Below are 23,908 nucleotides of genomic sequence, written 5' to 3'. Positions count from 1 at the left end.
CGACCACGTTATCAACAAAGATAGAGAATCGTAATGAATACCAAGGAAAAAATAATACGTACCAGCATCGCGTTATTTAATTTGCATGGAGAGCGCGCGATTACGACAAACCATATAGCGTCCAGTTTGGGGATTAGTCCTGGCAATTTGTACTATCATTTTAAAAATAAAGAAGACATCATTCGGCAAATATTCGCGCTTTATAGCGAGCATTTAAATACGCACTTTAAGCCACTGGAGCAGCACAATGAGCCGCTTGAGCAGCTAACTCAATATTTAGACTCCTTGTTCGACCTGATGTGGCGTTATCACTTTTTCTACGACAATCTGACAGACATCTTGGCTCGTGATGATGAATTGAAAAAAAACTACATTGCTTTTCAGTCACGCTTACTTGAGCAAGTAAAAGCTGTGGTAATTGGTCTAAGAGATACAGGCGTGATCACCATAGATGATGACGATGCTAAAGAGCTCGCGCATATGTTGAAAATGACCGTTAGTTTCTGGACTCCCTATGTTAAAGCCAGAAGAATGACAGGCGTCCTTGAGCAACAAGATATATACAATGGTATTGTTAAAGTTCTGATGATTTTTAAACCTTACGCGACGCCCATGAGCGCACCGAAAGTGGCACAACTTCAGCAGCATTATCAAGCACTAGCAGAGGCGAGCTTACCGAGTATTGCTTAGCCTGAAATAATTAAGCGGGCCTTTTGCCTGGGTGAGCACGGCAAAAGGCTTTCTTTGTAGAGCACAAAGGGAAAAGGTTTGTTTATTTCCTAATCGGCTCTGAGTTTGATATACTCGCGCGCCCGAACTGTCCTCGGTCAGTGTGCGCCACGATAAAGTCCGCTTAGGTCAAATCAGTGCGTCATCGCAACCGATAATCGATCTGTAGTAGAGTGACTTTTATGCTTAAATTTATCGTCAAATTACATCCCGAAATTGCTATTAAGAGCAAATCCGTCCGTAAGCGTTTTACCAAAGTATTAGAGAAAAACATCAAAATGCTGTTGGTTCGCGTTGACGAAAACGTAAAAGTTAAAAATAACTGGGACAATATCTCAGTGACGAGCGAGCTAAGTGACGAGAAAACCCGTCTTGGTCTGATCGACCACCTTAAACGCACGCCAGGTATTGTGCAGTTTATTGAGGTGCAAGAAACACAGTTCGACACGCTTGATGATATCTACCAACAAACGATTGCTTTGGTTGAGCCATTGATCAAGGGCAAAACGTTTTGCGTGCGTGTAAAGCGCCAAGGTAAGCATGAGTTTACTTCAAGCGACGTGGAGCGTTATGTTGGTGGCGGTTTAAACCAAAATGTAGAGGGTGCCAGTGTAAGACTGAAAAAACCTGATGTGACGGTTAAAATCGAAGTCAAAGACAATAAAGCCTACATCGTTCGTCACCAGCACTTTGGTCTAGGTGGCTTCCCACTACCAACGCAAGAAGACGTGCTGTCTTTGGTTTCTGGCGGATTCGACTCGGGTGTTGCGACTTATCAAATGATGCGAAAAGGCGCGCGAACGCACTTTTTGTTCTTTAACTTAGGTGGCGCAGCCCACGAAATTGGCGTTAAGCAAGTGAGCCACTATTTGTGGAAACAATTTAGCTCTACCCACAAAGTTAAATTTATTACGATTGACTTTGAGCCGGTTGTTGCAGAAATTCTTGAAAATATCGAAAGCGGACAAATGGGCGTGGTACTAAAGCGCATGATGATGCGTGCAGGTGCTGTGGTTGCAGAGCGTTTAGGGATCCCTGCGCTGGTAACTGGTGAAAGTATTGGTCAGGTATCGAGCCAAACCTTGGCTAACCTTAACGTGATTGACCGTGTCACAGAGATGCTGATATTACGACCGCTTATTCAACACGATAAAGAAGAGATCATTCGTATTGCCAGAGCGATTGGCACCAATGAAATGGCAGAAGCAATGCCTGAATATTGTGGTGTGATCTCTCAAAAACCAACGGTAAAAGCACAGCTTCACAAGATATTAGCTGAAGAAGAAAAGTTTGACTTTGATGTATTGAATACGGTTGTAGCTAACGCGACGGTAAAAGATATTCGCGACATTGAAGCTGAAGCAAAAGAAGAGGTGAAAGAAGCGGAATCGGTAAGTGAATTACCGGACAACGCGGTGGTACTGGATATTCGTTCTCCAGAAGAGGAAGATGCAAACCCTCTAGAGCTAGATGGTGCACAAGTGATACACTTACCTTTCTTTAGATTAGCCACTAAGTTTGGCGACTTACCACAGGACAAAGCATACTACTTGTACTGTTCGAAAGGCGTAATGAGCCAGTTACAAGCACTTATTCTGCATGAAAATGGCTATGCAAACGTCAAGGTGTACCGTCCTTAAAAAAGCGTGTTAACAAGCGTTGGGTGAGACTTTAGGATTTACCCAACGTGCGTTTTTTGTGGGGAGGTTATAGGTTGCTTGTTTATCCTCGTTTATTTACTAGGTATTTTGTAGCTGCCCTCCACAGTTAGTATCAAAGCGCAGCCATGCGCTCCTCGTTCATTCTTTTGAAACGACACAATCGAGCGAATCAAGAAAACGTCGCCCCGACATCATACTGAAGCCTAAAACCAAAAAACTGATAGGAAAGCAACCGACATCCCGCCGGTGCATTGCATATCGGCTTATGCTTCTCAGGTGTGATGAAAGGGGAATTATACCAGTTGTATTAAGTAAATGATCTATCTTGAAGCGGGGAAATAGCTTTAGTAGCAAGGCAAAAATTTTGCTATTTAGTTGTTCTAAATGAGAAATTTTTAACGAAGCTAATATGCTATTTCACCCTTCAAATTGATTAGAGAATTAATTCAATTGGTATTAGCTGCTTATGAAACCTTCTACGGTTTTAGCAGTTAAGCTGCTTGCAAGTATTGCAAAAACTCTCAACGAGCTGTATCCCTAATTCGCTGTGCAAATAACTTTGTGGGGGGCGGTTTACCCGCCGAGAAGTTAAGTCTATTGTCGCGCTAGCTGCCAGCGCTTATTCACTTCCTCAAGTAACTGTTGATTAAACGGCACATCGATATTTTGCTTCGCTGCTAGCTCACAAATATACCCGCACATGGCGTCAATTTCTGTGCGTCTGTTATTCGTGATATCCTGATTCATTGAAGAGCGATTGTTTGCAGTTTGCGCCATTACGGTGTAAGCAAGCGTGACTAGCTCGCTAAGCGCTAAGTTCACGCCTGTACTTGTGGCCACAAGTTGTACTTCATTCATTAAATTAAGGATTTGGGCCGCGTATTTGGGCTGTCTTAGCTGACCATTTGCGACTTGTTCCAATGCACTTAACGGGTTAATGGCAATATTAACCGCCAGCTTTTTCCAAAGTGTTGGCATGATGTCAAACGTGGTTTGAGCATTGTCAAATGTGCTAAACAGTTGCGAGAATACGCGCTGGTAGTGGCATTCAGCTGGTAAATTTAACGGCCCAAACCAAGTTGCACCTTGTCCTGTATGATGCACAGTGTCTGCGACTTTATAGCCTGCGATGGATGTGCTTAAGAAGTAGGCTGATTGTGTTTTATCAAGCGCTGCTAACTCACCAGACCAATCTACCATGCCATTATGACTAAGGATTAGCGTGCCATTTTTTGAAAGTGCAGGGCGAAGCGCTCGGAGTGCTTCGATGACCTGATATGCTTTAACAGGAATGATTAGCGTATCTATACTGCTAGCTGGAAGTTCTGCAAGCGTTTTTGTACTGCATGGGATGGTTTGTTGAATACTTGCTGTTTGATAGCGATAAGTCGCCGCGCGTTTGTTTCGAGTGATCAGCGTAATTTGATGAGATTGACTAAGGTGCTGGGCGAGCAGTAATCCTATCGCCCCTTCACCTAAAATATGTATGTTAGCCATGTTTTCTGTTGCGCCAACTTGCCCAAATATAAAATAGAACAAAATAACTGACCGCACCGGCTAAATCAGCGAAAAAATCAGCGGTAGATGCTTGGCGATACGGTAATGAATGTTGCATCCACTCAATTCCTGCACCATACAAGGACAGCAGTACTATGTGTGTCCATACTTTCACTTTAAAAGCATGGTGAGAGATAAACGCAAGCACAAAAAACACACCAAAATGCGCCACTTTATCGATATTTGGGAACAGCTTTGGAGACAAGCTAATTTCCTTTGCGAATAGCACCGTACATATAATTAAAGAGATAATCAAAAGAGCTTTATAAACGCGCCGTGTCACAATACATCCTACTTCTGTATGACTAAGCGAGCAGTATACCATCGAAAACTGTCCATTGGGTGAACATCCTAATACGCTGTTTAAAAACTTAAAGTAACTCAAATTAAGCATAAACTGCTATAATCGAGCCAAAATGACTTTAGGAGAGAAGCATGCCTTCATTTGATATTGTATCTGAAATTGATATGACAGAAGCAAAAAATACCGTAGACAACGCGGTTCGCGAGCTTGATACGCGTTTTGATTTTCGTGGCGTAGATGCATCAATCGAGCTTAACGGTGAAATGATCAACCTTAAAGCGGAAGCAGAACAGCAAGTTATGCAGTTGTTTGATATGTTAGTGGGTAAAGCGGCAAAGCGTGGCCTTGATGTGGCAAGCTTCGAGCTAAAAGACATTGAACGCTCAGGCAAATACGTATCGCGCAAGGTGGCGTTAAAACAAGGCATCGACAAAGAGACGGCGAAAAAACTGGTTAAGCTTATTAAAGACTCAAAAGTTAAAGTTCAAGCATCAATTCAAGGCGATACGGTGCGTGTAACGGGTAAAAAGCGTGACGATTTGCAAGAAACGATGCAATTGGTTCGTACCGGTGAGCTTGGCCAACCATTTCAATTCAAAAACTTCCGCGACTAATTACGCTTTACTTCATTCCAAAAGTGCATAGATTGCACTTTTGGATTTCTAGACGTCCATTGACAATCATTCCGAAACCCAAGACAATAGCCTCGCATTTTCAAGGTGCTGTACACAACCTAGTGTGGTTGCTAAGTGTATAGATAATCGGGAAACTGGTGCGAACACAAGGGAACATCTAATTGCGTGAATCAATAATAAATTGAGTAAGACAGTTTATTACACATGATTAGCTTGGATCGGTTCTATGCCAGCGCTGCCCCCGCAACGGTAGAGTGAACTGCTAATCTGCAGATTTACTGAGCCCGGAGACCGGCCTTGAAACAGTCACTTTGTGTTCTTGTACGGTGGGTACAAGTTAGGGGAAACCATGTTAAATAAAACTGCTCTAAGCGCGGCGATAGCGACGGCGCTCTCTTTTTCAGCATTTGCGGATCAAAATGTTGAACATATCACTGTTACTGCCAATAAATTTGAACAATCTCTAGAAAGCGCATTGTCTGCCATTACGGTTATAGGTCGCGCTGAAATTGAAAAAAGCAATGTTCAAGATGTCGTATCGCTACTCGATAATGTCGCTGGTATTCAAGCGGTTAGAAACGGTGGCCTCGGCCAAAGCGTGAGTTTATTCCTACGCGGTAATGATGCTAAGCATACGCTAGTGTTAATCGATGGGGTTCGAGTGACGGATGCAAACTCCGGTGACAATTCGCTCACTAATTTACCACTTAATAGCATCGAAAGGATTGAGATCATTCGTGGTGCCAAAGCTGCGATTTATGGTTCAGATGCCATTGCTGGCGTGATTAATATTATTAGTCGCGAAGGGAATAACAATACTATCGCGTTTACTACTGGGAGTAACAATTACTCCAAGACCGAAGCGACGGTAAATTACAAAAAAGACAAGTTTAGTATTGCAGCTAATGCGGGTTACACTCATACCGATGGCTATGATGTGATTGAGAAAGACCCTGAAGCTGCAATCACAAAAAACCATGACCGTGATGGATATTATAACGGTAATGCCGGTTTAAATGTGCAGTATGGTGATGAAGAAAGTGGCATTTTTAGCTTACGTTCACAGTACAGTGAAGGTGAGGGGGAGTATGACTCTTTTGGTAGTGATGCTTACCGTTTCCATAACTACACCAATAAGTTGGCGTGGAAAAGACGTACTGATAAGTTTAGCCAAAGTGCGTCATACAGCTTAGGTAAGGAACAAAATGTTCAAATCGGTAATAGTGCTGACGATAACGCTTATGTCACCAAACGCAGCCAATTTGAATTTCAGTCGCAATATAGTTTAACTGAAGCTTTGATCTTCACGGGTAACTTTACCTTTCTAAATGAAGATGTTGGTGATTCTACCGCCTCTTTTTCAGAGCCTGAGCGTGATAATTTATCTTTAGCACTCGGTGGGTTTTACAACGATGAAAATTGGCTGGCAGAGGTTGTACTGAGAACGGATGATTATGATTTTCATGGTCGTGCAAACACCTACACGGTTGCTGTAGGTAAGCAACTCATGGATGGCCTAAGTGTTAAGTTGAATCATGGTACTGCCTTTAGAGCACCTTCTTTATCACAGGCGTTTGTGATTGATAGTCCTTACTATTTACCTAACCCAAATATTAAGCCAGAAGAAGCTACTAATAACGAAATTATTGTTACATGGAGCGGCGAGAACTTCCGTGTGGAAGCTGCGGTATACGATAACCGTATTACCGATAAAATCGTTTATCAGCAAAATGATAAATGGAAATACATCCCTTACAATGTTCAGCGCGCTGACTTTGAAGGTGCTGATCTTTCTGTTGAAATTGAAGACAACTTTGGTATCGAGCATACGGTAAATGTGAGCTATGTGAGTGCTAAAGACGCAGATACCGATAAGCAATTACAGCGCAGAGCGAGACGCACCTTAACTTATTCAGTCAGTAAAGAGTGGGAAAATGTCGACGCAACACTGACCTTAGTCCATAGAGGTAATCGCGACGATAAAGTATGGGGAGCTGAAGGTGCATATACAGTGACTTTACCGTCATATACGCTGTTTAACTTAGCTGCTAACTATACGTTTTTCGACGGATTCAAGTTAAATGGCCGTATTGAAAACTTAACCGATAAGCGTTATTTCAATGCCACAGCGGGCGAAGCAAAAGATGGCTCTTTACTGGGCTATAAGCCACTAGGTAGACAAGCCTACGTTGGTGTGAGCTACAGCTTCTAATACGTTAAAAGCTTTTCAATACCCAGAGTGATCCATCGTGAGTAATGGATCACTTTTCTTATTTATCATTTAGTTGCATTACATTTGTAACTGGTGTTCTGCCTTATGTGTGGTTGATAATAGATTTGATTTGTATTATTACTACCTTAAGGAAAAGAACATGAAGTCACTATTATTTGGGTTACTCACGTTTGGGATTGTCACATCAGCGCAAGCCTCACTACCTGAAAATCAGCTTGAACCTCAATTTTCAACACAATCAATGACGGGCGATTTCGCTTGGTTTAACGCGCCATCGCAAACCTGTAATCGGATCCGCAGCATGATGTATTATCGCCACCCCGGCAACGATCACCTAACGCCTATATCTGTGCCTGTAATTTATACTGGTGGAGAGTGTTGGTCTACTGGCAGGACAACATCTAGCCAAGGTCCAAAGGAAATGTATACGCAGGTTTCAGATATCATTCATCAGCAATTTTCGAATGTAGAACATAACTACAAAGAGTTGACGACCGATATCGTCAATAATATTGCCGCACAATCTAGTTCAAATAAAGTAAGCCACACGACTAGTCTCTACGGCACTATGCATATGAAAATCGCAGGTAGAGTCGATGCACAAAATAAAGTACCGGTGTTGATCGATGGCTTCGATTTGAAGTCTTACGCTAAGTTTCGTAAGAAGCAGCTTGGGATGAATATTTATATCCATGTCTATATTAACAACGAAAATGTCACCATCAAAGGTAAGTATGATGTACGTACCCAGCAGCTTGAGTTAGATCCTTTAATTTCTAGCTTTAAGCCTGTGGTGACGACAAAAGTAGAGCTGCCGTGGATCCTCGATTTGATAGATACCTTGACTCCGGGGATTTTTGACAAGCTTTATACAGAATTTAGCCGTATTGTGATTGATGTGTTTGAATTCTTGGGTGTGGATATGAGCGAAGATATTCCGCAGGTCATTAAACACAACGCCCAGTTAATCAATTCAGGTGTTGTTCCGCTTAAAGGCTTAGATACCTTAAGACCTGGTGATACTGCGAATTTAGAAATGGAAGTAACGCGTGGGCATTTGCGGATTAAAGATGGCCGCACTAGCTTTTATGTATTTGCTATACCTATGTTGCCGTAAGGCGTAAGCCGAACGCAATCGATTGCGTTCGGCACACAAGTTTAGTGTTTTAAATTCGCCGCAAAATGGCTTTCAAACTTTGCAATTTTAGGAGCAATCATCACACTGCAATAGCCTTGGTTTGGGTTTTCAGTGTAATAATCTTGGTGATAGTGCTCAGCAGGATAAAATTCAGGCGCTGGGCTAACTTCAGTCACTATTTTTTCACTTAACTGGCTTTGAAGCTGCGCAATACAATCTTGAGTTTGCTGCTGTTGCTGCTGGTCATGATAAAACACTACACTGCGGTACTGAGTACCAATGTCATTGCCTTGGCGATTCAACTGCGTTGGGTCATGCAGGGTAAAAAACATATTAAGCAAAGTATCAAAGCTGACAATATCGGCATCAAATTGCAGTTGGACTACCTCAGCATGACCACTGTCTCCCCGACATATCATTTGATAGGTGGGATTATCTGTGTGGCCACCTGCGTAACCTGACTGCACTGACTCAACACCATTGACGCGGCGAAATGCCGCATCAATACACCAAAAACAACCACCACCAAAAGTTGCGGTTTGTAAAGTTGCCATTATACCTCCTGCTCAGGATGTTGTTTCGACTGCTCCTCAAGACGTTTTGTCGTCTCTTCTGGAGATTGCGTCTGCTTAGCTAGTAAAGTATAGGCGGTTGGGATAACAAACAAGGTTAAAATGGTGGCAACACTGACACCGGCAAAAATCACGACACCGATCACCATGCGGCTTTCGAACCCAGGGCCTGTTGCAAACACAAGCGGGATAGAGCTCATCACGGTTGTTAGCGAGGTCATAATAATAGGTCTTAATCGCTGCGCAGCAGCATCAACAATGGCTTGTTCGAAGGCAATGCCTTTGTCACGCAATTGGTTAGCAAATTCCACGATTAAGATACCGTTTTTGGCGCTAAGGCCAATCAACATGACAATACCAATTTGGCTATAAATGTTTAGCGTGCTGTCGGTGATAAATAATCCATACATCGCACCGACTAAGCCCAGCGGTACGGTGAGCATGATAACCAGTGGATGGACAAAGCTTTCAAACTGTGCGGCTAATACTAAGAAAGTAACGGTTAGCGCCAGAATAAACACATAGGTCATCGCTGATGCACCTTCATAAAACAGCTGTGACTCGCCTTTGTAGTCGATGGCACCGTCGATATCATTCTCTTCGGCGGCAACTTTATTTAAAAAGTCGAGCGCTTGCTCCAGTGTATAGTCGCCAGCGAGGTTTGCCGTGATAGTGATTGCGCGCATACGGTTGTAGCGGTTTAATCGAGAAGCTGTGGCTTCTTCTTTTATGGTGATCAAACTGTCTAATGGCACAAGCTCATCGCTACGAGATTTCACATAAATATCAGAAATATTATCTGGGGCAGAGAAGTCGGCTTTGGTGCCTTTTAAGATCACATCGTATTCTTCACCGCGGTCAATAAAGGTGGTAACACGACGTTGTCCCAACATGGTTTCTAGCGTTTGGCCGATGGCACTTACCGACACGCCTAAATCTGCGGCTTTGGTTTTATCAATGCTTATCAAAAACTGTGGGAAGGTTTCTTTGTAATCGTGATCGAGGCGAACCAGTCCTTTATTTTCTCGTGCGCGTTCTAGGATGCGATCACGCCATGCGGCCAATTCGTCATAGTCGTTGCCTTGTAGTACAAACTCAATGGGGCGTGAGTTACCGCCGCCGCCAATACCACGGCGCATAATAGCAAAGGCGCGAATATCTGTAACATCTTGCATTTTACCGCTGATCTCATCCATGACTTCCCAAGTAGAGCGTTTTCGCTCATCCCAGTCTGGCATGCCGATAATAGCAACACCGCCTTGACCACCCCAACCAGGTACCCGAATTAGCACGCGGCTAAGTTCCTCTGAGTCTACATAAGGAAGTAGGCGCTCTTCAATTTTTGCCATATTTTGCGAGTTGTTTTCGTAGCTTGCCCCTTCAGGACCATTCATCATAACGAAGAAAGTACCGCGGTCTTCTTTTGGTGTCAGTTCAGACGGGATCTGTTTAAACAGGCTATAGCTGGTAAAACCCGCTAGTGCCAACATCACGATCAGGCTGTATTTGCGCGATAAGTTGTCTTGTAAAACACGGCGATACCCTTGTTCTAGTCGAGTAAATTGACGGTCCATCCACTGACTAAAGCGGTTTTCTTTATTACTAGGTTTTAATACTTTGGAGCAAAGGGCTGGAGACAAGGTCAACGCGGTAATACTGGAGAACAGCACCGCAGCACTTACTGCAAAGGCAAACTCGGTAAATAGGGCACCAATACGACCATCCATAAAGACCAAAGGAATAAATACGGCAACCAAAACCAGCGTTGTGGCAATGATGGCAAAGCCTACTTCACGTGCGCCACGGTATGCCGCCAGTAACTTGGGTTCGCCAAGCTCGATACGGCGATAGATATTTTCCAGCATCACAATGGCGTCATCGACCACAAGGCCGATGGCAAGCACAAGTGCAAGCAGCGTCAGCAAGTTGATAGAATACCCCATGGCCAGCAAGAACATAAAGGTTGCAACTAAGGCTACCGGCACGGTAACAGCAGGGATCAGCGTAGCGCGGATATTGCCAAGGAAGATGTAGATAACGAGTACCACCAACGCCATGGCAATCGCAAGTGTGCTGTATACTTCCGCAATGGACTCACGAATAAAAATAGAAGAATCGTAGCTGTCTTCTATGGTGGTGCCTTGAGGCAGATTGCGTTTTATTTTTTCAAGCTCTTTGCGGGCGTTGTCGACCACTTCTAGCGTATTGGCTTTGGCTTGCTTGACAACGCCAAGGCCAATCATATTTTTACCATTACCACGGAAGGTACTTTCGTCGTCAGCGGCTTCAAGTACCACCTGCGCGACTTCACCAAGTCGCACCAAATAACCTTGTTCACCACGCTTAATTACTAGGTTGTCAAAGTCTTCTTGAGTCTTATAGCTTCTGGCAATACGAACAGAAAAATCACGGTCAACGGATTCTATTTCGCCAGCGGGTAATTCTACGTTTTCTCTGCGTAGCACTTGTTCAATATCACTGCTTGTGACTCCACGAGCGGCCATCGCCTTTCGGTCTAGCCAAATCTTCATGGCGTATTGACGTTCACCGCCAATACGTACATTCGATACGCCATCAACAACCGCCAGACGGTCAACGATAAAGCGCTGGGCGTAGTCTGAAAGCTGCAAGGTATCCATGGTTTCGCTGTTGAGTACAAACCAAGCGATAGGGCTTTCGTCGCTGTTTGATTTCGATACTTCAGGCGGCCTAACTTGCTCTGGCAACCTATCCAGCGCTCGAGAAACGCGCTCACGCACATCATTTGCAGCAGCGTCGATGTCGCGATCGATATTAAATTCGATAGTGATATTGGAACTACCATTGCGGCTACTGGAATTTATGCTTTTGATCCCTTCGATCCCCGAAATCCGGTTTTCTAATACTTGGGTGATCTTGGTTTCTACTACTTCCGCTGATGCGCCTGTGTAGTTAGTGCTTACACTGACTATTGGGGTTTCAATATCAGGATATTCGCGCAGCGGTAGCATAGTAAATGCCACTAAGCCAAAGGTCAGCAGCAGTAAGTTAATAACGATCGCGAAGATCGGGCGCTTTACCGCCGTATCAGTGATTCTCACGTCGCCTTACCCCTTTATTTCAACTTTTGAGCCTGAGCGGATCTTCAGGGTGCCTTCCGTGATCACCTGTTGTCCCTCTGTAAGCCCCTCATCGATAGCTACCCAGCCGCTAAAGCGAGTTTGCAGGTGCACTTCACGTTGTTGCGCTTTACCTTGGTCGTCAATGACAAATACAAAATGCTTATCTTGTCTTGGTATGATGCTTTTTTCTGGCACCACAAGGGCTTGTAATCGAGCCAGTTCCAATCCCATGTGTAGTAGCATACCTGGGCGGAGTTTATGGTCTAGATTGGTGAAACTTGCTGTCACTCGTACCGAGCGCGTTTGTTCATTAATACGCGGGTCAATATGGGAGACCTTACCGGTAAATAGTTGCTCTGGGTAAGCTTCGCTTTGTGCATTCACTTGCATACCAAGCTGTAGTTGCGCTAGGTATTTTTCTGGTACCTGAAAATCCACTTTGATGATGCTAATGTCATCGAGTGTGGTGATCACAGTATTGTTGTTTACGAAGCTACCGATAGAGATATTTCGAGTACCCAATAATCCATCGAATGGCGCATAAATGGTCATCTCGGCGAGTTTTGTTTTGGTGGCTTCCAATTGTGCCGTTAAGGTGTCAACCTTTGCTGATTGTGCTTCTAATTGAGAGCGAGCCGCCGATTGAGTTTTTGCGAGGTCTTTAAGGCGGTTTAGTTGTCTAATTTCTTCCTTTAGTGTCACTTTCAGCGCTTCGATATCGAGCTTCTCTTCGGCATCGCGCAACTGGACTAGCTTGTCACCTTTTTTTACTACGTCTCCGTCATCGAAAAAGAGGGCTGCCACATAGTCGCTTTGGACGCTACTCACGTTGATTGCTTGATTTGCTCTGGCGGAACCAATAGAGTGAACAGCAATAATACGCTCCTCTTTAGTTACGGTATGAGCTTGAACGGAGGTTACGGGTGCTGAGTTGCCACTCATTTTGCCTTCCGAGGCTGGTAAATATAAATAGCCGCTGATGACGACTAGCACTACAATGATAAAAGGAAACAGTGCTTTTCCTGATTGATGACGCATAAAAGTGACCCAGATTATAATTTGTCTCTAGTTTACAAAATTAAAGGCTAACAAAGTCGACGGCATATCCTGTAAATTTGTGCATTAAACGAAAATGTAATTCAATTTAAGTGTTTGTACCTAAATTAAATATTATGAAACGCAGCCATTCATGTAAACGATGCATCACAATACGTAAATTAGTCGCATGGGCGATCATCATGTATATCTTCTATGTCTGGTATACCCATGCTTGAAGCAAAACTACGTGCAACCGCTGATCGCAATGGCGTTGAATTTATGCTGGTTGGCGCAATTGGTTTGATTGTTATCATGCTTTTTGTCAATTTGCGTGGTACTGCTATTACTATTGTAGAAATATTTCTTGCCAGCGCCATGTTAGTGGCTATTTTTGTTGGCTTTCTCAAAAGTCAGCAACCATATTTTAGTTTATACTTTACAGAACAAGAGTTTAGGTATGTGCATAAATATGGAGCTTGGCCGCTATCCATTGTAAACTTCCACTCCAGCGGCATTCCCAAAGTTCAACAAGGTGTTGAAACACTTGAGTTAAATGCAGTTGGTATTAAACTTAATGATATTGATGCGTTTTTATTAAATTTAACACCTCGACTTGCGGGTAAATTATTGATCGAGCAGCGGCATATTTTTTTACAAGCTGTTAAAATGCATTGCGAAAATGGCAACTGCCCATCTGAATGGTTGATAGAAGAAACCGTTTTTCGCTCCAAGGCGGGAAAAGAATATACTGGTTTAATGGCAATGTTTGCAAACCGGATGGATAATTTAAAGACAGTGACGGGATATGATTTATTGATCCCCGCGACTGCCTTAGACAGGGATATTTGGCAATTTTCAGTCATGTTAAACCGCTGGAAACTTAACCCTAAAGAGGTGGTAAAAGCATTGTTAGAAGAACAAACCACCTACTGAAGATGTAACAGGATACACCAATATGAGCTTAGAAACGGCCTATATTAAAAGTGGGCGTAATACCATTATTCACAAAGAGAAGAAGTTAGATCTTGTGATTGTAAATGGTGAAGCACACCCAAAAATCAAGGTGACTGCAAACGGCTTGGTGCCTTTTAAGGAAGAGCTGCCGAGAAATCGAAGAGAGGCTAAAGAGCGTTATTTAGAAGTCGTCCACGTTTCGAGTATTGATGTGTTTGGTGAAGTGAAGCGGTTGTTATTTATTCAGGCTTTAGATGGTCGAGAATACAAAGTAGATTATAGTAAAGTTGGCACTAAGTTGTTTGTGCGGATACATCAAGAAAGTTATCTATAATTCATAAGGAAGAATATGAATGCATTCAAGGGAAGTTGGGTTGTACTTGCACTAATATTAACAGGTTGTGGTGGAGGCTCTGGGAGTGATGAACCGAGTCAAGTCAGTGCGTCGGTTAATGCGGGTGCTGATATCCAAGTGACCGAAAAAACAGAAGTCACCTTGAATGCTCAAGCATCACCTGCTGGCGGCACCTTTAACTGGCAGGTTATCTCTGGTGCAAACGTCAGTGAATTTCCAATTACGGAGCAACAAGCCGCTTTTGTTGCACCGGATATCAAAGCCGATGTCAATTTACTTATTCAGGTTGACTATGTTGCGCCTGATGGCAGTCTTGCAAGCGACCAAGTGACGGTTGCTATCAAATCTAACAACCAATTACCTATACCAAGTATCAGCCAAACTGCACCGGAAACACTACCAGCCAAATATAAAGATACTATTGTCCTCAGTGGCGCAGGCTCCTCCGATCCAGACGAAAATGGCCAAGTGGTTGCTTATCAATGGCAACAAGTGAGTGGTCCCACAACAATACAGCCAATTGGTTTGAATACAGCTACTTTATCTTTTGTCCACCCATTATTGGCTACCTCTCAGGCGTCAATCTGGCAGTTGACGGTTACCGATGATGAAGGCGGACAAGCCAGTACCCAGTTTACCCTCGGGCTACTTGAGAATTCGGATGTAGTAGTGGCGGATGCTGGGAGCGACCAGCAAGTGCAAGAGTTTGATGAGGTCACGCTTGATGGTTCAAACAGTGATACGGTATCTGGTCAGAAACAGTGTGTATGGCGGCAAGTGACGTCTGGCACTCAGGTAGCATTAAGTTCTGTTACCGGGTGTTCAACAACTTTTAACGCACCAGATCAAAATATTTTGTCGCAAGTGGAATTTGAGCTGACCGTTACTGACTCACAAAACCGTTCAGCTACCGACACCGTGCGCATTGATATCGAGAAAAAGCCATTAGGTAAACTAAACGACAGTGGCCAAACCTCGTGTTTTAACAATACGGATGTGATCACCTGTAGTATGACGCAGTTTACGGCTCAAGATGCACAGCGTGGGCGTGATAATTTTGCCACTCAGGTGGCGAAAGAAGGCAGTGGTCGAGCAGGTTTTGACTTTACCAAACTAAATCGCTTTGCGGATGAACTGCCTGATGACGCTACCGACTTTGCTTGCGTTCGTGATAACGTCACGGGACTTATTTGGGAAGTAAAAGAAGCGAGTTCGGGTACATTACCAAACACTTCTTCTCGCAACGCACAAAATAGTTATACCTGGTATGTTGAGGTAGATGGAGCGATTGCCGAGGGGAGTGTGCAGGCCGCAGCAAATACAACCTGCCCGCAGGATAGTCACTGTGGTATTCAAGCTTTGATTGATGAAGTAAATAACCCTGCCGTTGGAGAGCAAAGTTACTGTGGTGGTAACAATTGGCGCTTACCAACTTATATGGAACTACTTGGACTACTAGATTACGGCAGTGCAGGTACTGCGGTGATAGATGAAGCGCTTTTCCCTAACTTACCTAGCACAACAACACTTGGTCATCGCTATTACTGGACCTTGCAGTCGAGTTTAGATGGTACCGGTGGCACGCTGAGAAGGGCTTATGTTATCGACATGGATACGGGCAATGATTTTGCAGTAGAAAAGTCTAGCAGCGCATTTGTTAGGTTGGTTAGGAATCCTTAGGGAGCGTGGTATGAAAATTATTACAACTATACTATTTACTCTGTCATTCACGGCTGTTTGCCAAGCGCAAACTTGCGTTGGTACTGGCTCCAATACCAGCCGTTATACGATAAATAGCAACGGTACAGTGCTGGATAGCCAAACGGGATTAATGTGGCAGCGCTGCAACTTTGGGCAAAGTTACAACGCGACTTCTCAAAGCTGTGAAGACAATGCTCAGCAACTTACTTGGCAGCAGGCATTGGTGGTTGCCAACGAAGACCAATTTGCAGGGTTTACAGACTGGCAAGTACCTAACGTTAAAGAGCTTGCCAGTATTGTGTATCACGAGTGTGTGACTCCAGCGATAAACATAACGGTATTTCCAACGACCAAAAGTAATAATTACTGGTCTGCGACGACCCAGACTAGTCAACCTCAGTTTGCTTGGGTGTATCAGTTTGCTGATGGTAAAAATAATCCAACCATTAAAACTGCGGATGCCTTTGTCAGGTTAGTGAGATACTATCAATAGCCCTTAGTTAGTGGTATTGCTACTGCCTTTAATGCTGACGGGTATGGATCTCTAATATTGCCAGTAAGACATAGCTTGTTACTTTCATCCGTCTAAAATGGCTTTGGGATTGTTTGATCTTTTGGTACTCTCCTGAAGCACCCCTTTCCCGTCTTACGTTCTGCACACAGGAGGCCATATGAATCGATTACTCAGCGCGATAGCCTTGTCTTGTGCCGTATTGGCGTCTTCCGTACATGCAAAAAATAAGTGCGATGTTGAACTTGGGCATGGTCTTATCATCACCGACAACGAAATTCGTATCGTTGATGATGGTCAGACTCGAATCCAAATCAACAATGATAGTCAGCTCTTTATTCTAGGTCGCTGGATTGAGTTAGATCCGGAAGGGAAGAGAGTTGTGCGCGAGTACTCTTTAGGAATACGGGATACCGTTCCTGAGCTGGTAAATCTGGCAACCGATGGCGTCAACCTCGGATTGAGTGCGATTGAGCAGGTGGTTGAGGGGATGTCCGACAAAGAGCCCGAAGTGCTCAAAACGCAGTTGCAATACGTTGAACGTGCGCTGATGGATAAGTTTAAGCGTGGAGATGATTTCTTTTTTATCGCACCACAGTCACTTTCTAAAATTGATGATTTTTTTACTAAAGAGATCAGCCAAAAAATTCACTCTGCTGTTCATGGTTCGTTGGGCTCTATTTTAGTCTCTTTGGGGGATGCATTTAAATCTCGCGAAGGGAATATCGAAGATCGCATTAACGATATGGGACAACGCATGGAGATTATTTCGAAAGAGATAGATAAATCGCTGCAGAAAAAGGCCCATCAATTAGAAGAAAAAGCGGCAGAATATTGCGAGTGCTTAAACACCTTAGATCAAACGGAAGAAAAACTACAGCGCATAGTACCTGAGCTAGTTGCTTACGATCTCGTCCAGATCCGCTCATAGTCCATAGCAACTTTTGGCATTGTCTCGGCTGAGTTTATGCCAAGTTGACGATATGCCTATCACGTCTAAATAATCCTGCCATATTTGCCAATAGCTTTTTTGCATAAGAGAAACCGGATAATTCGAACCTAGCATTAGGCTCTCTTCTCCTGCATGTGTGATTAAGTGAGTAAGCCACTCAGAGAGTGTGAGTGGGTTTGCTAACATTTCGTGGCCAGAGCACTTGATCATGACATTATTAAGCGCTCCAATGCGCCTTAATATATCTGTACAAGGACTGTTAGCGTCAATAAACCCTGCATGGTTAAATACGATTTTAAGGTCAGCTTTTTGTTCTGCAAGTTGTAATAAAAGGTCGACTTTTTCGCTTTGTTTAAATTCTAATTGCGCCTCAAAATGTAGTCCATGCTCGGCAAGACAGGTGAGATTTTCGAGCACGAAAGGCGCGGATAAACGTTGGCTGTCACAGCCTTCGGTGATGTCTCTTATCGCCACGAGGTGAGGATGTGCTAACTGTGCTATGGCTGCGCTAAATTGCTCAGGCGTTGCGTTAATAGGGGCGTAACCGACGGCTTTAAAAGGAAAGCTGCATAGTTCCTGATTTAACCAATGTAATTCGTTGATGGGATTGTGATTATCAAAACCGGCTTCCACATGCACCAAGGCTTCGAGTGTAAACTGTGCATGTTGGGGAAGACTAGTAAGGGTATGATTCTGCCTTATTTTTTCCAGATTAGGCCAAGCGGGCGGGTTGTGTTTGAGCCAAGAATATTGTCCTAACGCTAAATCGAAAAAGTGTAGGTGGCTATCAATAACTCTCAGACTCATCACGCATTCCTTTTTTACTGTGCAGTATAACCGCCATCAATGCTTTGTAGGCTACCTGTGATAAAGCTCGCATCCTCACTTAGCAAGAAAGCAACCAGCGCTGCAACCTCTTGCGGTTGCCCTAATCTACCCAATGGTTGCAACTGGGCTTCTTCTGCAACGATTTCTGCTTTATCAGCGCCGCTGCGCGCGCAGTAACTATCAATGGCATGATGGAATAACGGAGTTTCAATTGTGCCAGGGCACACTGCATTCGCGCGAATGTTAAATTTGGCGTAATCCAATGCTGTGGTTTTCGCCATCGAAGCAAGCGCACATTTAGACAGGTTGTAAGCGAAGGAGTTAGGTTTACCAATAACTGCCTGATCCGAAGACATCAATACGATGCTACCGCTACCTTGTGATTTCATGCTTGGTAATACGGCTTGAATGGCAGCGTAAGCGCCTTTCACATTCAATGCAAAAAGGGCATCAAATGTGGCTTCGTCGGTATCTTCGATCGTGGCACTCAGATGTTTCCCTGCGTTTGAAACGAGTGCATCTATTTTCCCTGTTTCTGCGACTATATCTGCAATTGTTGCTTTTACATCGGCGACTTTACTGACGTCACAATGGCGAAAAATCCCTTGTTCACTGGGCTGAATATCGAGGTTATAAACTGTGTATTGTTGCGATAGCAGCTTGTTGACAATGGCGGCGCCAATGCCAAAGCTGCCACCGGTAACGATGGCAACTTGGTTCATCATTAGTGTCCGCAGCCGCCAGCAGCGTGTACGTGACCATGTGAAATTTCTTCTGCGGTTGCTTCGCGTACAGAAAGGATCTCAACATCAAACGTTAGCGTTTTGCCTGCGAATGGGTGGTTTAAGTCACAATCCGCATTGAAGCGTCCTACTTTTACTACCTTAACCTGATGACGACCTTGGTTTGAATCGACAATAGCAGTCATGCCTGGCTTCCAAACTTTGCTGTCACCAAGACCTTGAAGGTGCTTAATAGGAATGCGCTGTACTAGACCTTCTTGATATTCGCCATAAGCTTGCTCTGGCGTTAAGGTTACCGTAAAGCTATCGCCACCGGTTTTACCTTCAAGTTCACTTTCAAGACCAGGTAGCATGCCTTCAGTACCGTGCAGGTAGTTTAGTGGCTCGCCTTCTTTGCTTGATTCGATTTGGCTGTCACCTTCGTGAAGTGTGTAGTGAAACTCTACCACTGTGTTCTTTGCAATTTGCATAAGTAAACCTTAAATAAATAGTGTTCGGTGACGCCATTTAGCATCCACCTGTAAAGCGTGTAGTTTACGTGAGTGCGCTTCTTGGACGCAAGTCTATCCCTTTAATTTGGGCTCTCACTTTGCTTTGGCTTGCCATGGCGCAGTATTGATTGGAGCGCTTCAATGCTAGAGATTGAGGAGCTAGCTGGTTGAGTCTTATTGCTTTTTGGTGCAGCAGGAGCTGGTAAAAACACCATTAACACTTTGCCAGGTTTTAATAGACTCTGCGCCGTGAGTGAATTCCAATTTAATAAATCTTTTACCGCGACCTTGTAGTGACGGCTGATAGTCCACAATGACTCGCCTTGTTTTATGGTGTGGTGATGTTCCACTTGAGGTATGGGCTTGGCTTTTATTTCTTTAATATAAGGGCTTACGTCATAGTCGATGAGTAAGTCTAACTGCTCATTACTCTCGGAAACTAATAGCTTTTCGCCAACTCGGATCAAATCAGAGCGCTTATTGTTCAGCGCTTTTAGTGCACTAACACTCATCCCCGCATTTATTGCGATGCGGTAGAGTGTGTCGTTAGCTTTGACTGTGTAGCCTTGGCTGAAGTTTTCCCTGAAAAATGCACTTTCCAATAATGCTTGCTCGGATAATGGCAATAACACTTTGTGTGGACCGTTTGGAGAGCTTCTATGTTTTAAGATCCCTTGATTGAGTGCGTATAGTTGACGCTTTTTGATACCACTGAGTTTAGCCAGTTGATTGACGTCAAATTGCTGTCCAATATCAAGTATCGACGTAGTGGCCTTGTTGGGCAAACTTGGTATCTTAAAACCCTTGGGTGAGGTTTTTAGTAAGTGGCTGAGCGCTAAGAGTTTGGGCACGTAGTCTGCGGTTTCTTTTGGTAATGTTAAGTGCCAAAAGTGGGTCGACTTTCCTGCTTTTCTATTTTTTGCGATGGCTTTTTTGACGCGCCCTTCACCACTATTGTAGGCTGCAAGCGCGTGTAGCCAGTCGCCATCAAAGCGTTCATGCAAATACAGCAAATAATCAAGCGCGGCGTCAGTCGATGCTAACACATCCTGTCGACCGTCATACCATTCGTCTTTCTTGATGCCGAAATGGTAGGCAGTGGCATCCACTAACTGCCAAACTCCAACAGCATTTTGTTGCGATTTGGCCTTTGGTCTAAAGTCACTTTCGACAAAAGGAAGTAATGCGATTTCAACAGGAAGACCTTTGCGCTCTACCTTTTTTACTACGTGATAAAAGTAGGGGGCGGCGCGCTTATTTACCACATTGAGATAATTAGGCTGTGATAAATACCATTTTATGCGCTTATCAAGCCTTGGGTGAGATGCAGTATTAAAACTGAGCTTTTGGCGTATGTGTTGCCATAAATCATCGTCTCTGAGGGGGGCTTTAACGGTAGTGGCTTTGGGTGGTTTTACCTCAACTATAGCTGGAGGCATGACTGGCTTTTCTACGGGCACTTGCGTGAGAGCCGACAAAATGGCTTGCCTACTCACTTGTGGACTGCTACTGCTTTTACACCCAGAGAGCATGGTTAATAATATTAACCCGCTTAGCTGTATTAATACTCTGTTCATCCTTTAACTATACCGAGAGGTTAAGTTTTATTCAAAATTTCTTTGCTGCTGAAAGTGTTGCCACTGTAATAACGCGCGTTGCTGCATGTGTTTATTTGGATATAGAATGCTTATCTTTTCAACCACTTGTTGACTATCTTGTAACGCTAATAAAGCCAAAAATTGTGCTGGAGTGCTCAGCATTTCAGGACGATAGGGTTTTCCTGTTGCAGGTAATATCCAATCAAGTGCATAGCGATTAAAGCGAGCAATAGTTTGCTGCCACTGTGTAGTATGCGGTAAATGCGCAAGTGGGATCTGATCCACGCTATAACCTGCTATCAAGCCTTGATATTTTGGCAGATAAACACTGATGTCATGACCGCTAAAGCCCGTGACTTGAGTAAGCTCAACCACTACACCTCCTAGCTCCACGGTTTTAGGCGCGTTATCAATGGCTTTACTTGATGGCGCTTGTGTGGCGAGCTTGGACCACGTTGCAATCCTACTTTTTGCCAGTGCAAGTTTGGTTTGCCACTTCGTTCGTTCACTTGGTTCTAGAGACGCGATACGATTTTCACTAAGCATGACGCTTTGGTTAAAAAGCTCAAGCTGTGCGTGAAAGGCAGTCGTCAATGCGTTGGCTGATGTTGCCGTTGGGCTTAGCCATTGTAAATTTGGATAAGCATGCTTGAGTAGCACTATGCTGGTGTCTTGTTTGATATCGGCATGCAAAGAGATTACGTAACAAAGCGGAACGGTGAGGCGCTTTTCTAATTCGTGGATCAAGGCCTCTGTGGTGACAAGATCGCCATGTATGGATGCCAACAGTGCACACTGTTTGCCGATAACTAAAGCTTGATTGGGCTGTAAAGCGCTATCTTTTCCTTTGATAAAATAAACCGCGTCATTGATTTTATGGAACTGATTAGCATTGGCGGCAGTACTTTGAAAACTCGCCGCCAATAGAATGAGACCCCAAACTAGAGAGATGCTACATAAGATAGGGTTGCTCCAGTATGTCGGCATTATTCGCCTGCAGGCAGCACTAACTTGTCGATGAGCGTGGAAACGAACTCTGCGTCTTGCTGTTGCTTTGCTTCCAATGCTTGTAAATCATGACAAAGGTGTAAGGCTGCGAGTAGTAACGCATTGTGATCATTGCGAACGGTTGAGCGTTTACGCATTTCTTCTACACGTCGGTCTAAAAGCGCTACGGCGTTATGCAGCGCTTCTTCTTGATCTGGCGCACATGCAAATTGATGTGACTTGCCAAGTAACGTTACTGTTACTTGGTTATTCTGCTCAGACATTAGCTAGCCTGTTGAGTTTGCAACTTATCAAGTAGGCCAGATAAAGATGAACTAAATTCTTTTTGCTTTTCTTCGCTTTCTAGCATTTCAAGCTGTAGGGTTTCATTTTCATCGATGAGTTTTTGATTTTGTTCTTTCAGTGCCGAAACTTCCGATTTTAACTGGTTATTTTGGCTCAAAAGTTGGTCAATCAACTGGTCGAGTTTTTGGAGATCTTGGTTATTCATAAATGCGCTCATATGACTGTGATTTGTCATGCAAATGTAAAACAAAGCGGCTAAGGATGCTAGTGTTTACGCGACTTTCTGCTGATTTTTCTCAACTTTTAAGAGATAATGCCGATATTGGAATATTTTGTTCAGAAGTGATTCAGTCTAAAGTTAAAAATTGATGAATCATTGCTCAAATTTAGCTCAGGTTTATTTCACCTGTGTTGTTATTATTTTTATCAAGGCGGGGTTATGCTCAGTTACCGACATTCTTTTCATGCAGGAAACCCTGCCGATGTGATCAAACATTTAGTATTGGCAGAAGCTTTGTCATACATGGCTAAAAAAGATAAGCCGTACGATTACGTGGATACGCACTCTGGCGCTGGTTTTTTTGAGCTAGCGAGTAGTGATGCACAAAAAACTCAGGAGTATCTGCAAGGCATCGCTAAGCTGTGGGATTATTCTGGATCCGTGTCGGCAATTAGCGATTATGTTGCATTAATCAAATCATTTAACGAAGGCGATAAATTAAGCCATTATCCCGGTTCTCCTAAGGTAGCGGAGCACTTCTTACGTCGTCAGGATAACGGTTGGTTTTTTGAGCTACATCCAAAAGATCTTGAGCTGTTAAAGCAAAATACGGCACATAAAAAGTCACTGCGCGTCACTGGGAGTGACGGTTTTAAAGGGCTATTAGGATTGGTGCCTCCAGCTTCACGCAGAGCCTGCGTGCTAATGGATCCTCCTTATGAGATCAAATCCGATTATGATGTTGCGGTCAAAAGCATCATAAAAGCGCACAAAAAGTTTGATTCCGGCGTCTATATGATCTGGTATCCCGTTGTTGACCGTGAACGCATTGATGCAATGGAGTCGAGCCTGATTGAATCTGGAGTGCGTAATATTCAAGTGTTTGAACTTGCCACCCGCGCAGATACACAAGAACGAGGCATGACGGCTTCTGGTATGATGGTGATCAATCCGCCTTGGACCTTAAAGAAAATCATGGATAAAGTGTTGCCTGAGCTGGTTTCGTTATTGGCTGAGGATGATGGTGCGTTTTACCGCAGCATTCAATTAGTAGAAGAATAGTAAAAATAAACTGCTAAGCTATCTAACCTGAGGTTTGGATAAGGAATGTTCCAACTCATTGTTTCTAAAGAACAGCTTAGTTTTTTCCTTTTCTAGCCAGAGAGTTTTAGGGAAAACACCGCTTCCGCGTCCTGCTCTCGCTAAGGTACCTACATCCTGTAGGCAAGGCGAATTTACGCACCAATAGCTGGCTATTGGAAGTGAATTCAACGCAGTTAGCGCTAAAACTGGC

General features: G+C 43.8%; 23 protein-coding genes and 1 riboswitch. Of the genes, 11 read left to right on the top strand and 12 right to left on the bottom strand.

The window, feature by feature from the left end; translation table 11 throughout:
- Window positions 1-33: 33 nt before the first annotated feature.
- Together L1271_RS12230 and thiI are read left to right on the top strand one after the other, a co-directional pair.
- Window positions 34-690, top strand: a complete 657-nt coding sequence (locus L1271_RS12230) for a TetR/AcrR family transcriptional regulator (RefSeq protein ID WP_010374241.1) — start codon at window positions 34-36, stop codon at window positions 688-690.
- Window positions 691-911: 221 nt separating this feature from the next.
- Complete coding sequence (gene thiI / locus L1271_RS12225; protein WP_010607129.1) at window positions 912-2,369, top strand: tRNA uracil 4-sulfurtransferase ThiI; 1,458 nt, start codon at window positions 912-914, stop codon at window positions 2,367-2,369.
- A gap of 615 nt (window positions 2,370-2,984) precedes the next feature.
- Here thiI and L1271_RS12220 read toward each other — a convergent pair.
- Both L1271_RS12220 and L1271_RS12215 read right to left on the bottom strand, forming a co-directional pair.
- Complete coding sequence (locus L1271_RS12220) at window positions 2,985-3,887, bottom strand: ketopantoate reductase family protein (protein WP_235367963.1); 903 nt, start codon at window positions 3,885-3,887, stop codon at window positions 2,985-2,987.
- Window positions 3,880-4,230, bottom strand: a complete 351-nt coding sequence (locus tag L1271_RS12215) for a VanZ family protein (RefSeq protein WP_174170590.1) — start codon at window positions 4,228-4,230, stop codon at window positions 3,880-3,882. The genes L1271_RS12220 and L1271_RS12215 overlap by 8 nt, the downstream gene beginning before the upstream one ends.
- Window positions 4,231-4,382: 152 nt before the next feature.
- On the opposite strand from L1271_RS12215, the gene L1271_RS12210 reads away from it, so the two are divergent.
- From L1271_RS12210 to L1271_RS12200, 3 genes are all read left to right on the top strand, one after another.
- Window positions 4,383-4,865, top strand: a complete 483-nt coding sequence (locus L1271_RS12210) for a YajQ family cyclic di-GMP-binding protein (protein ID WP_235367962.1) — start codon at window positions 4,383-4,385, stop codon at window positions 4,863-4,865.
- A gap of 86 nt (window positions 4,866-4,951) precedes the next feature.
- A riboswitch (cobalamin riboswitch) is annotated at window positions 4,952-5,200 on the top strand.
- 35 nt (window positions 5,201-5,235) lie between these two features.
- Window positions 5,236-7,098: a TonB-dependent receptor domain-containing protein gene (locus tag L1271_RS12205; protein ID WP_235367961.1), complete on the top strand. Its 1,863-nt coding sequence runs from the start codon at window positions 5,236-5,238 to the stop codon at window positions 7,096-7,098.
- 160 nt (window positions 7,099-7,258) lie between these two features.
- Window positions 7,259-8,236 carry a hypothetical protein gene (locus L1271_RS12200; protein WP_102057582.1) on the top strand — a complete coding sequence of 326 codons (978 nt, stop codon included), beginning with the start codon at window positions 7,259-7,261 and terminating at the stop codon, window positions 8,234-8,236.
- Window positions 8,237-8,277: 41 nt separating this feature from the next.
- On the opposite strand, the gene msrA is transcribed toward L1271_RS12200, so the two are convergent.
- The 3 genes from msrA to L1271_RS12185 are packed head-to-tail and all read right to left on the bottom strand — an operon-like array spanning window position 8,278 to window position 12,968.
- On the bottom strand, window positions 8,278-8,811 hold the full coding sequence (gene msrA / locus L1271_RS12195) for a peptide-methionine (S)-S-oxide reductase MsrA (protein WP_102057581.1): 534 nt from the start codon (window positions 8,809-8,811) through the stop codon (window positions 8,278-8,280).
- The gene (locus tag L1271_RS12190; protein ID WP_010607137.1) at window positions 8,811-11,909 is read right to left on the bottom strand and encodes an efflux RND transporter permease subunit; all 3,099 of its coding nucleotides are present in this window, start codon (window positions 11,907-11,909) and stop codon (window positions 8,811-8,813) included. The genes msrA and L1271_RS12190 overlap by 1 nt, the downstream gene beginning before the upstream one ends.
- A gap of 6 nt (window positions 11,910-11,915) precedes the next feature.
- Window positions 11,916-12,968 carry an efflux RND transporter periplasmic adaptor subunit gene (locus L1271_RS12185; protein WP_235367960.1) on the bottom strand — a complete coding sequence of 351 codons (1,053 nt, stop codon included), beginning with the start codon at window positions 12,966-12,968 and terminating at the stop codon, window positions 11,916-11,918.
- Between the two features lie 213 nt (window positions 12,969-13,181).
- Here L1271_RS12185 and L1271_RS12180 point away from each other — a divergent pair, with 213 nt between their 5' ends.
- The 5 genes from L1271_RS12180 to L1271_RS12160 all read left to right on the top strand — a co-directional run bounded on the left by L1271_RS12180 (window position 13,182) and on the right by L1271_RS12160 (window position 17,420).
- Entirely contained in the window at window positions 13,182-13,901 is a 720-nt protein-coding gene (locus L1271_RS12180; RefSeq protein ID WP_010607139.1) for a DUF2982 domain-containing protein, read from the top strand.
- Window positions 13,902-13,923: 22 nt separating this feature from the next.
- Entirely contained in the window at window positions 13,924-14,256 is a 333-nt protein-coding gene (locus L1271_RS12175) for a hypothetical protein (RefSeq protein ID WP_102057579.1), read from the top strand.
- 15 nt (window positions 14,257-14,271) lie between these two features.
- Complete coding sequence (locus L1271_RS12170; RefSeq protein WP_235367959.1) at window positions 14,272-15,957, top strand: Lcl C-terminal domain-containing protein; 1,686 nt, start codon at window positions 14,272-14,274, stop codon at window positions 15,955-15,957.
- Window positions 15,958-15,967: 10 nt separating this feature from the next.
- Window positions 15,968-16,471 carry an Lcl C-terminal domain-containing protein gene (locus L1271_RS12165; RefSeq protein ID WP_010607142.1) on the top strand — a complete coding sequence of 168 codons (504 nt, stop codon included), beginning with the start codon at window positions 15,968-15,970 and terminating at the stop codon, window positions 16,469-16,471.
- A gap of 178 nt (window positions 16,472-16,649) precedes the next feature.
- A complete protein-coding gene (locus L1271_RS12160; RefSeq protein ID WP_235367958.1) occupies window positions 16,650-17,420 on the top strand; it encodes a YggN family protein in 771 nt (256 codons plus the stop codon).
- On the opposite strand, the gene L1271_RS12155 is transcribed toward L1271_RS12160, so the two are convergent.
- From L1271_RS12155 to L1271_RS12125, 7 genes are all read right to left on the bottom strand, one after another.
- Entirely contained in the window at window positions 17,415-18,248 is an 834-nt protein-coding gene (locus L1271_RS12155; RefSeq protein ID WP_102057576.1) for an amidohydrolase family protein, read from the bottom strand. The two genes, L1271_RS12160 and L1271_RS12155, sit on opposite strands and share 6 nt — an antisense overlap.
- A 14-nt stretch (window positions 18,249-18,262) precedes the next feature.
- Window positions 18,263-18,991, bottom strand: a complete 729-nt coding sequence (locus tag L1271_RS12150; RefSeq protein WP_010374223.1) for an SDR family NAD(P)-dependent oxidoreductase — start codon at window positions 18,989-18,991, stop codon at window positions 18,263-18,265.
- A 2-nt stretch (window positions 18,992-18,993) separates the two neighbouring features.
- Window positions 18,994-19,482: an FKBP-type peptidyl-prolyl cis-trans isomerase gene (locus tag L1271_RS12145; RefSeq protein ID WP_010607145.1), complete on the bottom strand. Its 489-nt coding sequence runs from the start codon at window positions 19,480-19,482 to the stop codon at window positions 18,994-18,996.
- A 101-nt stretch (window positions 19,483-19,583) separates the two neighbouring features.
- On the bottom strand, window positions 19,584-21,080 hold the full coding sequence (locus tag L1271_RS12140) for a LysM peptidoglycan-binding domain-containing protein (RefSeq protein ID WP_442960421.1): 1,497 nt from the start codon (window positions 21,078-21,080) through the stop codon (window positions 19,584-19,586).
- 27 nt (window positions 21,081-21,107) lie between these two features.
- On the bottom strand, window positions 21,108-22,088 hold the full coding sequence (locus tag L1271_RS12135; protein ID WP_235367957.1) for a hypothetical protein: 981 nt from the start codon (window positions 22,086-22,088) through the stop codon (window positions 21,108-21,110).
- The gene (locus tag L1271_RS12130; protein WP_010607148.1) at window positions 22,088-22,372 is read right to left on the bottom strand and encodes a cell division protein ZapA; all 285 of its coding nucleotides are present in this window, start codon (window positions 22,370-22,372) and stop codon (window positions 22,088-22,090) included. The genes L1271_RS12135 and L1271_RS12130 overlap by 1 nt, the downstream gene beginning before the upstream one ends.
- Window positions 22,372-22,599 carry a hypothetical protein gene (locus tag L1271_RS12125; protein ID WP_010374211.1) on the bottom strand — a complete coding sequence of 76 codons (228 nt, stop codon included), beginning with the start codon at window positions 22,597-22,599 and terminating at the stop codon, window positions 22,372-22,374. The genes L1271_RS12130 and L1271_RS12125 overlap by 1 nt, the downstream gene beginning before the upstream one ends.
- A 234-nt stretch (window positions 22,600-22,833) precedes the next feature.
- On the opposite strand from L1271_RS12125, the gene L1271_RS12120 reads away from it, so the two are divergent.
- Window positions 22,834-23,676 carry a 23S rRNA (adenine(2030)-N(6))-methyltransferase RlmJ gene (locus tag L1271_RS12120; RefSeq protein ID WP_102057574.1) on the top strand — a complete coding sequence of 281 codons (843 nt, stop codon included), beginning with the start codon at window positions 22,834-22,836 and terminating at the stop codon, window positions 23,674-23,676.
- Window positions 23,677-23,908 lie beyond the last annotated feature (232 nt).

The organism is Pseudoalteromonas sp. OF5H-5, from assembly GCF_021530695.1.
Taxonomy (GTDB): Bacteria; Pseudomonadota; Gammaproteobacteria; order Enterobacterales; family Alteromonadaceae; genus Pseudoalteromonas.
Note: the sequence above shows the minus strand (reverse complement) of the source record. Positions and strands in the feature narration are given on the sequence as shown.

Bases quoted from the DNA above. Each gene is read 5' to 3' on its own strand.
- L1271_RS12230 (WP_010374241.1), top strand. From the start codon at position 34: ATGAATACCAAGGAAAAAATAATACGTACCAGCATCGCGTTATTTAAT.
- thiI (WP_010607129.1), top strand. From the start codon at position 912: ATGCTTAAATTTATCGTCAAATTACATCCCGAAATTGCTATTAAGAGC.
- L1271_RS12220 (WP_235367963.1), bottom strand. From the start codon at position 3,887: ATGGCTAACATACATATTTTAGGTGAAGGGGCGATAGGATTACTGCTC.
- L1271_RS12210 (WP_235367962.1), top strand. From the start codon at position 4,383: ATGCCTTCATTTGATATTGTATCTGAAATTGATATGACAGAAGCAAAA.
- L1271_RS12205 (WP_235367961.1), top strand. From the start codon at position 5,236: ATGTTAAATAAAACTGCTCTAAGCGCGGCGATAGCGACGGCGCTCTCT.
- L1271_RS12200 (WP_102057582.1), top strand. From the start codon at position 7,259: ATGAAGTCACTATTATTTGGGTTACTCACGTTTGGGATTGTCACATCA.
- msrA (WP_102057581.1), bottom strand. From the start codon at position 8,811: ATGGCAACTTTACAAACCGCAACTTTTGGTGGTGGTTGTTTTTGGTGT.
- L1271_RS12185 (WP_235367960.1), bottom strand. From the start codon at position 12,968: ATGCGTCATCAATCAGGAAAAGCACTGTTTCCTTTTATCATTGTAGTG.
- L1271_RS12180 (WP_010607139.1), top strand. From the start codon at position 13,182: ATGTCTGGTATACCCATGCTTGAAGCAAAACTACGTGCAACCGCTGAT.
- L1271_RS12175 (WP_102057579.1), top strand. From the start codon at position 13,924: ATGAGCTTAGAAACGGCCTATATTAAAAGTGGGCGTAATACCATTATT.
- L1271_RS12170 (WP_235367959.1), top strand. From the start codon at position 14,272: ATGAATGCATTCAAGGGAAGTTGGGTTGTACTTGCACTAATATTAACA.
- L1271_RS12165 (WP_010607142.1), top strand. From the start codon at position 15,968: ATGAAAATTATTACAACTATACTATTTACTCTGTCATTCACGGCTGTT.
- L1271_RS12160 (WP_235367958.1), top strand. From the start codon at position 16,650: ATGAATCGATTACTCAGCGCGATAGCCTTGTCTTGTGCCGTATTGGCG.
- L1271_RS12155 (WP_102057576.1), bottom strand. From the start codon at position 18,248: ATGAGTCTGAGAGTTATTGATAGCCACCTACACTTTTTCGATTTAGCG.
- L1271_RS12150 (WP_010374223.1), bottom strand. From the start codon at position 18,991: ATGAACCAAGTTGCCATCGTTACCGGTGGCAGCTTTGGCATTGGCGCC.
- L1271_RS12145 (WP_010607145.1), bottom strand. From the start codon at position 19,482: ATGCAAATTGCAAAGAACACAGTGGTAGAGTTTCACTACACACTTCAC.
- L1271_RS12140 (WP_442960421.1), bottom strand. From the start codon at position 21,080: ATGAACAGAGTATTAATACAGCTAAGCGGGTTAATATTATTAACCATG.
- L1271_RS12135 (WP_235367957.1), bottom strand. From the start codon at position 22,088: ATGCCGACATACTGGAGCAACCCTATCTTATGTAGCATCTCTCTAGTT.
- L1271_RS12130 (WP_010607148.1), bottom strand. From the start codon at position 22,372: ATGTCTGAGCAGAATAACCAAGTAACAGTAACGTTACTTGGCAAGTCA.
- L1271_RS12125 (WP_010374211.1), bottom strand. From the start codon at position 22,599: ATGAATAACCAAGATCTCCAAAAACTCGACCAGTTGATTGACCAACTT.
- L1271_RS12120 (WP_102057574.1), top strand. From the start codon at position 22,834: ATGCTCAGTTACCGACATTCTTTTCATGCAGGAAACCCTGCCGATGTG.